The organism is Rosettibacter primus, assembly GCF_036860675.1.
GTDB classification, from domain to species: domain Bacteria; phylum Bacteroidota; class Ignavibacteria; order Ignavibacteriales; family Melioribacteraceae; genus Rosettibacter; species Rosettibacter primus.
Genome location: NZ_JAYKGK010000008.1, coordinates 88,081 through 101,047, shown reverse-complemented (window position 1 = coordinate 101,047; position 12,967 = coordinate 88,081). Strand labels below are relative to the sequence as shown.

Below are 12,967 nucleotides of genomic sequence, written 5' to 3'. Positions count from 1 at the left end.
CATGAAAAAAATTTTTTTGGCATTATTGATTAGCACATCAGCTTTTGCACAACAGGTGCTTGATAAAATTGTTGCTGTAGTAGATAATGAAATAATTTTAAAATCTGAATTGGATTTTCGAGCGAATTATGAAGCGGCTCAAAGAAATATGAGTGCACCTGATTCAAATATGCTACGAAATGTTTTGATGCAGATGATAGAAGAGAAACTTTTATATGCTCAGGCTGAACTTGATTCGATTGTTGTTTCTGATGACCAGGTTAAAAGTCAGCTTGATTATCAGATTAATTATTTTATTCAACAATATGGTTCACAAGAAAAATTAGAACAGGTTTATGGAATGCCTGTCGAAAAAATAAAACGAGTTTTAAGAGATGATACAAGAAAAAATCTTATGGCTCAAATGCTGCAGCAAAAGAAATTTGGTGATGTTCAGGTATCACGTAAAGAAGTAGAAGATTTTTTTGAAATGTATAAAGATTCACTTGGTATTGTGCCAGAAAAATATGAAATAGCACATATATTTCAGAATCCAAAAACTGGTGAAAGAGCAAGAAAAAAAGCATATGAACTTGCAAAAACTCTTCTTGATTCTTTGAAAAAGGGAGCTGATTTTGCTGAACTTGCTAAAAAATATTCTGATGACCCCGGCAGTGCTGCTCAGGGTGGTGACCTGGGATTTGTAAAGCGTGGTGTTTTCTACCCTGAATTTGAAGCAGTTGCATTTTCACTGGCTCCTAATCAATTATCTGGAATAGTTGAATCTCCAGTTGGTTTTCATATAATTCAAATGCTCGAAAGGAGAGGTGAATCCATTCATACACGTCACATTTTGATTAAAATGAAATCTGATAATGAGTCGGACCTCAGAGCAATAGAATTTTTAAATGAAATAAGAGACAGTATAATTTCTGGCAAAAACACGTTTGAATATTATGCAAAAAAATATAGTGACGATAAAGAAAGTGCAAAATTTGGTGGTGTTCTTGGTACATTTGAAGCTAATCAGCTTGATAAATCAATAGTTGATCAGATTTATAAAATGAAGGAAGGAGATATTAGTTTCCCTAAAAGAATGGAACTTGATAGAAATAATTACGGATATCACATTGTGAAACTAATTAAAAGAATTCCACAGCATAAAGCTGACCTTGAACTTGATTATAATGAAATTAAAAGACTTGCAGAATATTATAAGAAACAAAAACTTTATAAAAATTGGATGGATGAAATTAAAGGAAAAATTTATTGGGAAGTTAGATTATAAATAAATCAAAAGGAATAAAGTGAATAACAAAAATATAAATGATATTGAGATAGTTGAAAAACTATCTGAAGCTGTTAAAGAAATTAAAAAGGAAATTTCAAAGGTCATAGTTGGACAGGAAGAAATTATTAGTAACTTAATTGTAAGTTTGTTGTCAAGAGGCCATTGCCTTTTAGTTGGAGTCCCTGGTCTAGCAAAAACTCTTTTAATTAAAACACTCTCAGAAGTACTCGATTTAAAATTTAGTCGTATTCAATTTACCCCTGATTTAATGCCAAGTGATATTACAGGAACAGAAATAATTGAAGAAGATTCGATAACTAAAAAGAGAGATTTTAGATTTATAAAAGGACCAATTTTTGCAAATATTATTCTTGCAGATGAAATAAATCGCACTCCTCCCAAAACTCAATCAGCATTACTCGAAGCTATGCAGGAACATAAAGTCACTGCAGCTGGTGTTACATACAAACTCGAAGAACCATTTTTTGTGCTTGCAACACAAAATCCTATTGAACAAGAAGGAACTTATCCATTACCTGAAGCACAGCTTGATAGATTTATGTTCAATCTCTGGCTTGATTATCCGTCTTTTGATGAAGAAATTAAAATTATAAAACAAACTACAAGCGATTATAAACCAGAATTGCAAAAGATACTTAATGCTGAAGATATAATTTTCTTTCAGGATTTTATCACGAGAGTTCCAGTTGCAGAAAATGTTATCGAATATGCTGTTAAATTTGTTAAATCAACACGTCCAGTCGATGGAACAAATAAATTTATTAAAGATTGGATAAGTTGGGGTGCAGGTCCAAGGGCATCACAGTATTTAATACTTGCTGCAAAAACAAAAGCAGTAATGGAAGGAAGATTTACTCCGTCAATTGAAGATGTGAGAACATTTCTTATTCCAGTTTTACGTCATCGTATAATTCCGAATTTTTCTGCTCAAGCAGAAGGTATAGATTCTGTAGAAATTATTAAGAGACTCGATACAGTTTGAAAATTTTTATAAATATTTAACTTATAATTATGCATTATTATGCATAAAATTAAAAAATATTTTTTTTAACAACTGTTTTTATTGCAAAGCCGCAAAATATTTTTTATCTTCGCAAAAAATTTTAGGAGCAATATGAAAGCAGAATGCCCTGTTTGTGGTGCAATGATTGAATTAAAGGAAGGGACAGTAGTTGGAGAATTACTTGAATGTCCCGATTGTGGAACTGAACTTGAAGTTGTTTCTCTTAACCCTCCAACATTAAACGAAGCACCTCAAGAAGAAGAAGATTGGGGAGAATAATTGGTCTGGGTTTTAGACTCAACTTTAAGAGAAGGGGAACAAACCCCCGGTGTTTATTTTGATAAGCACATCAAGCTTGCAATTGCAAATTTACTCGATGAAATCGGCATCGATATTATCGAAGCCGGGCATCCAATGGTTACGCCTGAAATTCATGAAGCTGTAAAATCTATTGCTCAAAAAAATTATAAGGCTATTGTAGGAGCTCATTCAAGGTCATTAAAACAGGATGTTGACATGGCACTTGAATGTGGTGTAGGCTTTATTGGTGTTTTTTATTGCGTATCCGATGAAAGATTAAACACAGTTTTTAAGAAAGACCTCGATAGTGCAATTAAACAAATTACCGATATAATTAAATACGCTAAAAGTCAAAAACCTGATTTATTAATTCGATATACTCCTGAAGATACTGTAAGGTCACAGTTTGAAAATGTTGTGAAAGCTTCTGTTGCTGCTATTGAAGCAGGAGCCGACATTATCAGTGTTGCTGATACTACAGGATACATGATACCAGGCAAGAGAAGTATGTATGATTATATTTCAAGATTGAAAGAAGAATTTAATAAGAGAAATTTATATCCTAAAGTTGCTGTGCATTGCCATAATGATAGAGGACTGGCACTCGCAAATGCACTTGATGCATATCGCGCTGGAGCCGATATAATTGACGCAACAACTCTTAGTTTGGGTGAAAGAGCAGGTATAGTCGATTTAGCTCAATTACTGGTTGTTCTTACAGTAGATTTTGGAGAAAATCGATGGAATCTTCACAAACTTATTGATTTATATAATCTAGTTAGTAAACATTCTGGGATTCCAATACCAGCTAATTTCCCGATTACTGGTATGAATGCATTTACTCACTGTGCCGGAGTTCATACCCACGCTGCTTCTATCAATCCAATGCATTATGAAAGCTTAAGTCCTGCAGTTATTGGTAGAGAAAGAAGTTTTGCTTTAGACCATATGTCGGGAATCGCATCACTAAGATATGCATTAAATTTAATTGGTGAATCAGAACTTGATGAGCAGACGCAATATGATATTTTGAAGGAAGTAAAATCTGTTGGTCAGAAAGGACGGATGGTCGACCTTGCCGAACTTAAACACATCGTAGATGCTGTCAAACATCATCTAACCTATAAACGCTGAAAAATTTCTGCTCTTTTTTATTTAATTAGGGAGAATATTAAAAATGAAAATCGGATTACTTCATTCATTGATAAGAAAAGATGAAAAATTTCTAATTGATGAATTCAACGCAATTAAAGGTGTTGAATTGGTTATGATTGATGACCGTGAGATAACATTTAATCTTGGCAAAGACCATTTTGACTTAGATGTTGTTGTTGAAAGATGTATTAATCACTCACGGGCACTGCATAGCTTACGACTTTTTGAAGCAGCAGGAATTAAATGTGTTAATACTTATCATGTTGCTACTATTTGTGGTGATAAACTGCTTACTTCTGTTGCTCTTGCCGAACATAATGTTCCGCAACCGGAAGTTAGAGTTGCATTTACAGAAGAATCAGCTCTAAAAGCTATTGAAGAAATGGGTTATCCGGTTGTTCTTAAACCAGCTGTTGGTTCATGGGGTAGACTGCTTTCGAAAATTAATGACCGCGATGCAGCAGAAGCTATTCTTGAACATAAAACTATTTTAGGTTCTTATCATCATTCTATTTTCTATATTCAAAAATATGTCGAAAAAAAAGGAAGAGACATTCGTAGCTTTGTGGTTGGCGACGAATGTATTGCAGCAATTTATAGAACATCACCTCACTGGATTACAAATACAGCTCGAGGTGGCATTGCTTCTAATTGTCCTGTAACTGATGAACTTCGTGATATATCCTTACGTGCTGCCAAAGCAGTAGGCGGAGGTATTGTTGCTATCGATATCTTCGAAACTGAAAACGGCTTTTTGGTAAATGAAGTTAATTATACAATGGAATATAAAAACAGCATCGTAACTACGGGTGTAAATATTCCTAAAAAAATGGTTGAATATATCTTGAGAGTTGCAGAGGAGAAATAAATGGAAAAGATTAAAATCTCCATAGTAGGTGCTTCTGGTTACACTGGAGGTGAACTTCTTAGATTATTGCTGTTTCATCCTTTTGTTGAAATAAAACAGGTTACTTCTGAAAGTAATACCGGAAAATTTGTTCATAAAATTCATCCAAATTTAAGAAAAGTTACAACACTGAAATTTAATTCAATTAATGAGCTTGAAGAGTGTGATTTATTATTTCTTTGTCTCCCTCATAATAGTTCTCAAAATAAAATTGATGCATTCAAAAAAATTGCTCCAAAAATAATTGATTTGAGTGCAGATTTTAGATTAAAAGATGCTTCTGAATATGAAAAATGGTATGGCCACAAACATACACGCCCAGACTTATTAAACGAATTTGTCTATGGTATTCCTGAACTTCATCGTGAAGAGATGAAACAATCTAATTTTATTTCGAGTGCAGGATGCAATGCAACCGCAAGTATACTTGGTTTATATCCTTTGTATAAAAATGGACTTGTCGAAGAAGATAGAACTGTAATTGAAGTAAAAGTTGGTTCAAGTGAAGGCGGCAATAAAGTTAATGAGGGTTCTCATCATCCTGAAAGAAGTGGAGTTGTTAGATCTTATATGCCAACTCAACACAGACATACTGCTGAAATTTTACAGGAATTATCTTTTGGTAAAAAAATTCAGGTTCATTTCTCTGCTACTGCTATTGATATTGTCCGTGGCTTGCTTGCAACATGTCATGTATTCTTAAAAGAAAATTTAACTGAAAAAGATATATGGAAAATTTATCGCGAAGCTTATGGTAATGAACCATTTATTCGTATTGTGAAAGAAAACGAAGGAATTTACAGATACCCCGAACCAAAATTATTGATTGGTACAAATTACTGTGATATTGGTTTTAAAAAAGATGAATTCTCAAATCGACTTGTTGTTATAAGTGCAATTGATAATTTAATGAAAGGAGCAGCAGGTCAAGCTGTTCAGGCATTTAATATCATGTTCGGATTTGATGAAAAAACTGGTCTTGAATTTCCAGGACTTCATCCAATTTAATTTTTTTCATTTTGATTGATGATTTAATTTACTTTGATATTACTTAAAAAGAATAAGTTTATTAAGATGAGATAAAATTATAACTGTTATGTTATGGAGAAAAAATGTGCAGACTGTTGTATGTAAATTCTAAATATGAATTTAATGCTAAAGATTATCTTTTGAAATTTGCAGAAATATCAAAAATAAGTAAGGAATATCAAGGTCATGGGTGGGGTTGTGCTTACTGGCGAAACAATAAATGGAATTTTTACAAAAACATAAAACCAATCTGGGAAGATGATTTTCATCATTTTGGTTCGACAAAAAGATTAATAGCTCATGCACGAAGTGCTTTTCGCGATGAAGGAATTAGCATAGAAAATAATATGCCGTTTTATGATGATAATTACGTCTTCATTTTTAATGGTGAACTTCGCGGTGTTAAAATAAAAGAAGAAGGAAGAATTGGTGCAGAAAAAATTTTTAATTACATAAAAAGATTTGATAAGGGAAGCATTAAAGATGCGATTAAAAAAGGAACTGAAATAATTATAAAAAAATCTTCTTATGTCCGAGCAATGAATTTTATCATTGCAGATAAAGAAAATGCTTATCTTTATTCTTTATTTAATGAAGATGAAGATTATTTTACAATGCATAAAAAAATTACTGAAGATTTAATTCTTATTTGTTCAGATAAATTTATGAATGAAGATAACTGGCAATCTATTCCAAATAATTCATTGATGGAGTTCAAATGTATTTGATTAAAATTGGTGGTGGAAAAGAAATTAATCTAAAAGGAATTATTTCAGACCTTTCAACAATTAATGAAAAATTTATTATAGTTCACGGTGCAAATGCTTTAAGAGACGAGATAGCACAAAAATTAAATTATCAAAAAAAAATTGTTACTTCTTTATCTGGCTATGATTCTGTTTTGAGCAGCGAAGAAACAATCGATTTGATGATGATGACTTATGCAGGACTGAAGAACAAAAGAATTGTAGAACTCTGTCAGCAAAATGGAATTAATGCAGTTGGATTAAGTGGACTTGACGGCAAAGTCATAGTTGGAAAAAGAAATAGTGGAATAAAAGTTCGAGAAGGCGGCAAAACTCTTTTATTAAGAGATTTTTCCGGAAAACCAAAGTCAGTTAATAAACATCTATTAAATTTATTGCTTGATAATGGCTATACTCCCGTTTTATGCGTTCCATTAATAGATGAAAATAATTTTGCAATTAATTCAGAAAATGATGATATAGTAGCACTATTACAAAGTGAATTCAATGCAGAGAAAATTATTTCCTTAATTGAAGCTCCAGGATTTTTACTTGACAAAAATGATGAATCATCACTAGTTGCTAAAATGTCAAAAGAAGAACTTGAGGCAATGGAACAAAAAGTTGAAGGGAGAATGAAAAGAAAAATTTTAGCACTTCGAAAATTATTTGAAACTGGAAATACAACAGTTATAATTTCAGATGGCCGAACTGAGCATCCAGTTATAGATGCATTAAATGGTAAAGGGACAATTATTTCATAGAAATGAGGTTTCAAAAATGACTGATTACAAAGCACTTCAACAGCAATACGAAATTGAAGTTTATCCAATGCGAGATATTGTTTTTGTAAAAGGAAAAGGGGCACGACTTTGGGATGACCAGGGAAATGAATATATTGATTTAGCTGCAGGAATTAGCGTTGCTAATGTAGGACATTGCAACGATAAAGTTGCAGATGCAATCTCAAAACAAGCTTCTACACTAATAACATGTCCGAATACTTTTTATAACGATAAAAAAGCTTTATTTCTTGAAAAACTTTTTAGTATTGCACCAAAGAATCTTAAAAAAGCATTTCTGACAAATTCAGGAACAGAAGCAATTGAAGGTGCAATTAAATTTGCAAGATTTACAACCAGGAAAACAAAATTCATTGCTGCAATGAAAGGTTTTCATGGGAGAACAATGGGGGCTTTAAGTGCAACTTACAAATCTGAATATCGTGAAGGTTTTGAACCGCTGGTCCCAGGTTTTACATTTGTTCCTTATAATAATTTTGATAAACTTGCTGCAGCTGTTGATGATGATACTGCTGGAATTATGCTTGAATTAGTTCAAGGAGAAGGTGGAATTAATATTGGGAAGAAAGAATTTTTTCAGAATGTCAGAAAGTTATGTGATGAAAAAGGTATTATCTTAATCATTGATGAAATTCAGACTGGATTTTGCAGAACAGGAAAAATGTTTGCAATAGAACATTATGATATTGAAGCAGATATAATGACACTTGCAAAATCGATTGCTGGTGGATTCCCTATGGGTGCAATTCTTTGTTCGGATAAAATTAAAATGGAAAAAAGCAAACATGGTTCTACCTTTGGCGGGAATCCTCTTGCCTGTGCAGCTGGAATCGCTGCAATTGATTTTATGATTGAAAATAAATTGTGGGAACAAGCTGAACAAAAAGGAAATTACTTCAAAGAAAAATTAAGTAAATATTCATTATCAAAAGTAAGAGAGGTTCGTCAAATCGGTTTAATGATTGGCATTGAGTTAAAAGATAAATCTCAGCCAGTTATTGTGGAATTATTAAAGAAAGGAGTTGTTACTCTTCCCGGTGGCACTACTGTGTTGAGATTACTTCCACCTTTAGTAATAAGTTATGAAGATTTAGACATTGCAATAGAAAAAATTGCCGAAGTGCTTGCCTGAAATTAATCCCGGTTATTTCTAAAAGTAACCGGGATTTTTAATTATATATCACTTCTTAATATCTGCTTTTGCATAATAAAATGAATTAGGTTATTTTTCATTCATAAAAAAGTAGAAAATCTGTTTATGATATTAGATTATATACCAATAATTCTTGTATTAATTTTCTCTGTAATAGTAAGTGCAGCTATTATTCTTTCTTCGAGAATTTTTGGACCTTATAGGCCAAATAAAGTTAAATTAATGCCATATGAAAGTGGTAAAAATCCTGTAGGAACAACTCACGAACGAATTTCGGTTAAGTATTATCTTGTTGCAATGTTATTCATAATATTTGATATTGAAGTTATTTATGTTTACCCGTGGGCTGTCCAATTTAAATCACTTTTTAATCAATGTGGAATTTTTGCATTTTTTCCGATGTTTATCTTTTTAGTAGTACTCGAAATAGGATTTATATATATCCTCATGAAAGGGGGATTAAAATGGGATTAGAAGCAAAGTTAAATAAAGATGGTTTTATTATCACTACATTAGATGCGGTAATTGCTTGGGCAAGAAAAAGTTCTGTTTGGCCAATGCCTATGGGAATCTCATGCTGTGCAATTGAACTAATTGCAGCTGCAGACCCTAAATATGATTTAGCTCGTTTTGGTTCAGAAGTTATGAGGTTTACACCGCGCCAGTGTGATTTAATGATTGTAGCTGGAACAGTAACTTATAAAATGGCTCAAGTGGTAAGAAGAATTTATGACCAGATGCCTGAACCAAAATGGGTAATTGCAATGGGTGCATGTACTTCTTCTGGTGGAATGTATCGTTCATATAATGTAGTTCAAGGAATTGACCAATTTTTGCCGGTCGATGTTTATACAGCAGGATGCCCGCCACGACCAGAAAATTTAATAAATGCAGTTATGACAATACAACAAAAGATTGCTAAAACAAAAGCACGCGATTTTCAGGATAAACCACTTTTAGAAAATATTGCTAAATAATTATGGAATTTAAAGAATTAATTATTCAGAAAGTTAAAGAACAGTTTGACAACTCAATAGAAGAAATTAAAGAATTTCGTGGTGATTTATCTATCACAATTAAAAAAGAAAAAATTGTTGAACTCGCAAAACTATTAAAAGAAAATAATGACCTTCATTTCGAAACTTGTATAGATGTAACTGCAATTGATTGGGCAACTCGTAAAAATAGATTTACTGTTGTTTACCATGTTTATTCTTACAAGAACAACTTTACTCTTAGAATAAAAGCTAACATTGATGATAATCCTCCACAAATTGAATCAGTTACATCAGTTTGGAAAAGTGCTAATTGGTATGAAAGAGAAACTTATGATATGTATGGAATAATTTTTATCAATCATCCTGATTTACGAAGAATTTATATGCCCGAAGGATTTGAATATCATCCTCTTAGAAAAGATTTTCCTGTATTAGGCATTCCAGGGTCATTACCATTACCAGATAAAATTGATTAAATATTCATTATGGAAAAGAAAAATATCTACTCAGATGAAAAATTATTAAAAAAATTACTTGAGGATAGAGACATTACCATTGAAGATGCACTCGAAAACGAAATGGTAATTAATATGGGTCCTCAACATCCTGCTACTCATGGTGTGTTGAGATTGGTATTAAGACTCGATGGCGAAACAGTTCTTGGGGTTGTTCCAGAATTAGGTTATTTGCACAGAGGCTATGAAAAAATGGCTGAAGAAATGACCTACATTGAATATATTCCTCACACAGACCGCCTTGATTATACTGCCACTATGTGTAATAATGTTGCCTATGTTTTAGCAGTTGAAAAACTTCTTGGTATCGAAGCTCCTAAAAGAGCACAGTATATCAGAATGATGGTTGCAGAACTTTCTCGTATTGCTGCTCATATGGTTGCTATTGGAACCTATGCAATGGATGTAGGTGCTGTTACAATGGTGATGTGGACTTTTAGAGAAAGGGAAAAAATTCAAAATATTTTTGACAGATTAGCAGGGGCTCGTTTTACTACAAGTTATACAAGAATTGGCGGTGTAGCTAATGATGCAGATGATATTACATTAAAAATGGTTCGAGATTTTCTTGACCAGCATCATTCTGCTCTTGATGAAATGGATAAACTTCTTTTAAGAAATAAAATTTTTATAAATAGACTTGAAGGAGTTGGAATACTTCCTAAAGATGAGGCTATTTCACTTGGTGTGACAGGTCCAAATCTTAGAGCATCGGGAGTTGAATACGATGTGCGAAGAGCAAAACCATATCTTTTCTATAATGAAATTGATTTTAATATTCCTACTCAAGCAGAAGGTGACTGTTTAGCTAGATATTATCAAAGAGGCGAAGAAGTAAGAGAAAGTGTAAAAATACTTTATCAAATTCTAGATAAAATGCCGCAGGGAGAAGTGCTTGCAAATGTCCCTAAACATGTTCTTCCTTATAAAACAGAAATTTATACTAAAATGGAAGAACTAATTCATGATTTTATGTTGATTAATTATGGAATTAATCCTCCAATAGGTGATGTATTCTTTTCGGCAGAAAATCCTAAAGGAGAACTTGGATTTTATATTGTTAGTAATGGAAGTGGACATCCATGGAAATTAAAAATTCGCTCTCCTTCATTTTGCAATCTTCAAGCATTGCCAGTGGTTTGTAAAGGAGCAATGATTTCTGATGTGATTGCAATTATCGGAAGTTTAGACCCTGTAATGGGAGAAGCAGATAAATAAATTGTTATTTAATGTAAATTAAGGTTTAAAATGAGTTTTAGATTCACTGAAGAAAATCTTAAAAGAATAGAAGAAGCAAGAAAGAAATATCCAACACCTCTTGCAGCAGTAATGCCCGCAATTTATATAGCACAGGAACAAAATGGATATATTACTAATGAGGTTATGGAAGAAATTGCAAATGTACTTGGAATAGGTAAAGTAGATGTTTTAAGTGTTGTAACTTTTTATACTATGTTTCATACAAAACCAGTTGGTAAATATCATATTCAAGTTTGTACAAATGTATCATGTATGCTTCGCGGGGCTTATGAAATCTGGGATTTAATCAAAAGTAAACTTGGAATTAACCATATGGAAGTTACACCTGATGGAAAATTTTCATTAGAAGAAGTTGAATGTATGGGAGCCTGCGGTTATGCGCCAATGATTGCAATTAATGAAGATTACTATGAAAATTTAACTAAAGAAAAAGTCGAAGAAATACTGAATTCCCTTTCAAAAGAATGAGCAAAATGATGGAAAGAATAGTTCTGCCTGAAATTCCAAATTTAGATGATATAGAAGTTTATCTTTCACATGGTGGCTTTGAAGCTGCTAAAAAAGCATTTTCACAATCACCAGATGATATTATTGAGCAGGTAAAAAAATCTGGATTGAGAGGAAGAGGAGGTGCTGCTTTCTTAACAGGTTTGAAGTGGAGCTTTATGCCAAAAACTACAGATAAACCTAAATATCTGTGTATTAATGGTGATGAAAGTGAACCTGGTTCATTTAAAGATAGGCAGATTTTTGAATATAATCCTTTTCAATTGATTGAAGGCGCAATTATAACTTGTTATGCAATTGGAGCTCATACAGCATATCTCTATATTCGAGGTGAATATCATAAATGGATTAAGTTGATGCAGAAAGCAATTGATACAGCTTATGCAAGAGGATTTCTTGGCGAGAAAATGAAATCTACTTTTGGAATAGATTTTTACTGTAATATTTATATTCATAAAGGTGCTGGAGCTTATATTTGTGGTGAAGAATCTTCATTAATGAATTCGATAGAAGGTTTGAGAGGTTATCCGAGAGTTAAACCACCTTTCCCAGCGCAACGTGGTTTGTGGGGTTGTCCTACTACAATTAATAATGTAGAAACTATTACAAATGTCCCCCCAATAATTCTAAAAGGTTGGGAATGGTTCTCAAAAATTGGAGCACCAAAACATCCTGGTACCCTGCTTTATGGAGTGAGTGGTCATGTAAATAAACCAGGAGTCTATGAATTGCCAACCGGCATTTTACTTACAGAATTAATTTATGATTATGCTGGTGGTGTTTTAGGAAATAAAAAAATTAAATGTGTAATACCCGGAGGAACTTCTATGCCTCCATTAAGAGGCGACCAGATTGAAGGAGTTAGAATGGATGCAGAATCTCTCAAGGCTGCTGGTTCTGCTATTGGCACAGCAGGTGTAATAGTCATGAATGAAGATACAGATTTATTAAAAGTGCTTTTGAGAATTGCTCATTTCTATCACCATGAAAGTTGTGGCCAGTGTACCCCTTGCCGCGAAGGAACAGGCTGGATGGAAAAAATTCTTCAAAGAATTTCTGAAGGTAATGGAACATCGAAAGACCTTGATTTATTGATTAGTGTTGCAAACAACATTGAAGGAAATACTATTTGTGCACTTGGTGATGCAGCAGCATGGCCTGTTAAATTTATGATTCAAAGATTTAGAGATGAATTTGAAAAGTATGTAAAAAGTGAAGTTAAAATTCCCGTTCAAAATAAAGTTCATTCAATGAGATTTACTAAATTTCCTCTTTCATGAAGTAAGAAATTAGTTTAAAA

Annotated in this window: 15 protein-coding genes; all 15 read left to right on the top strand. The window is 32.7% G+C overall.

What is annotated here, in order from left to right:
- Position 1 precedes the first annotated feature (1 nt).
- The gene (locus tag VJY32_RS10890) at positions 2 to 1,267 is read left to right on the top strand and encodes a peptidylprolyl isomerase (RefSeq protein ID WP_353677943.1); all 1,266 of its coding nucleotides are present in this window, start codon (positions 2 to 4) and stop codon (positions 1,265 to 1,267) included.
- A gap of 19 nt (positions 1,268 to 1,286) precedes the next feature.
- Entirely contained in the window at positions 1,287 to 2,273 is a 987-nt protein-coding gene (locus VJY32_RS10885; RefSeq protein WP_353677942.1) for an AAA family ATPase, read from the top strand.
- 132 nt (positions 2,274 to 2,405) lie between these two features.
- Complete coding sequence (gene lysW, locus VJY32_RS10880; RefSeq protein ID WP_353677941.1) at positions 2,406 to 2,573, top strand: lysine biosynthesis protein LysW; 168 nt, start codon at positions 2,406 to 2,408, stop codon at positions 2,571 to 2,573.
- The gene (locus VJY32_RS10875; protein ID WP_353677940.1) at positions 2,574 to 3,728 is read left to right on the top strand and encodes a hydroxymethylglutaryl-CoA lyase-like TIM-barrel protein; all 1,155 of its coding nucleotides are present in this window, start codon (positions 2,574 to 2,576) and stop codon (positions 3,726 to 3,728) included.
- Positions 3,729 to 3,771: 43 nt separating this feature from the next.
- Complete coding sequence (gene lysX, locus VJY32_RS10870) at positions 3,772 to 4,617, top strand: lysine biosynthesis protein LysX (protein ID WP_353677939.1); 846 nt, start codon at positions 3,772 to 3,774, stop codon at positions 4,615 to 4,617.
- Positions 4,618 to 5,664 carry an N-acetyl-gamma-glutamyl-phosphate reductase gene (gene argC / locus VJY32_RS10865; RefSeq protein WP_353677938.1) on the top strand — a complete coding sequence of 349 codons (1,047 nt, stop codon included), beginning with the start codon at positions 4,618 to 4,620 and terminating at the stop codon, positions 5,662 to 5,664. It abuts the gene before it with no gap.
- Between the two features lie 104 nt (positions 5,665 to 5,768).
- Positions 5,769 to 6,413: a class II glutamine amidotransferase gene (locus tag VJY32_RS10860; protein ID WP_353677937.1), complete on the top strand. Its 645-nt coding sequence runs from the start codon at positions 5,769 to 5,771 to the stop codon at positions 6,411 to 6,413.
- Positions 6,404 to 7,195 (top strand): [LysW]-aminoadipate kinase, encoded by a 792-nt coding sequence (locus tag VJY32_RS10855; protein WP_353677936.1) that lies wholly within the window; start codon positions 6,404 to 6,406, stop codon positions 7,193 to 7,195. The genes VJY32_RS10860 and VJY32_RS10855 overlap by 10 nt, the downstream gene beginning before the upstream one ends.
- A gap of 16 nt (positions 7,196 to 7,211) precedes the next feature.
- Positions 7,212 to 8,366 (top strand): aspartate aminotransferase family protein, encoded by a 1,155-nt coding sequence (locus VJY32_RS10850; RefSeq protein ID WP_353677935.1) that lies wholly within the window; start codon positions 7,212 to 7,214, stop codon positions 8,364 to 8,366.
- 126 nt (positions 8,367 to 8,492) lie between these two features.
- Positions 8,493 to 8,861 (top strand): NADH-quinone oxidoreductase subunit A, encoded by a 369-nt coding sequence (locus tag VJY32_RS10845; RefSeq protein ID WP_353677934.1) that lies wholly within the window; start codon positions 8,493 to 8,495, stop codon positions 8,859 to 8,861.
- The gene (locus tag VJY32_RS10840) at positions 8,852 to 9,364 is read left to right on the top strand and encodes an NADH-quinone oxidoreductase subunit B (protein ID WP_353677933.1); all 513 of its coding nucleotides are present in this window, start codon (positions 8,852 to 8,854) and stop codon (positions 9,362 to 9,364) included. The genes VJY32_RS10845 and VJY32_RS10840 overlap by 10 nt, the downstream gene beginning before the upstream one ends.
- Before the next feature lie 2 nt (positions 9,365 to 9,366).
- Positions 9,367 to 9,861, top strand: coding sequence for an NADH-quinone oxidoreductase subunit C (locus VJY32_RS10835; protein ID WP_353677932.1), 495 nt, complete (start codon positions 9,367 to 9,369; stop codon positions 9,859 to 9,861).
- Positions 9,862 to 9,870: 9 nt separating this feature from the next.
- A complete protein-coding gene (gene nuoD / locus VJY32_RS10830; RefSeq protein ID WP_353677931.1) occupies positions 9,871 to 11,118 on the top strand; it encodes an NADH dehydrogenase (quinone) subunit D in 1,248 nt (415 codons plus the stop codon).
- Between the two features lie 30 nt (positions 11,119 to 11,148).
- A complete protein-coding gene (gene nuoE / locus VJY32_RS10825) occupies positions 11,149 to 11,628 on the top strand; it encodes an NADH-quinone oxidoreductase subunit NuoE (protein ID WP_353677930.1) in 480 nt (159 codons plus the stop codon).
- An 8-nt stretch (positions 11,629 to 11,636) separates the two neighbouring features.
- Complete coding sequence (gene nuoF, locus VJY32_RS10820) at positions 11,637 to 12,947, top strand: NADH-quinone oxidoreductase subunit NuoF (RefSeq protein ID WP_353677986.1); 1,311 nt, start codon at positions 11,637 to 11,639, stop codon at positions 12,945 to 12,947.
- Positions 12,948 to 12,967: the final 20 nt, after the last annotated feature.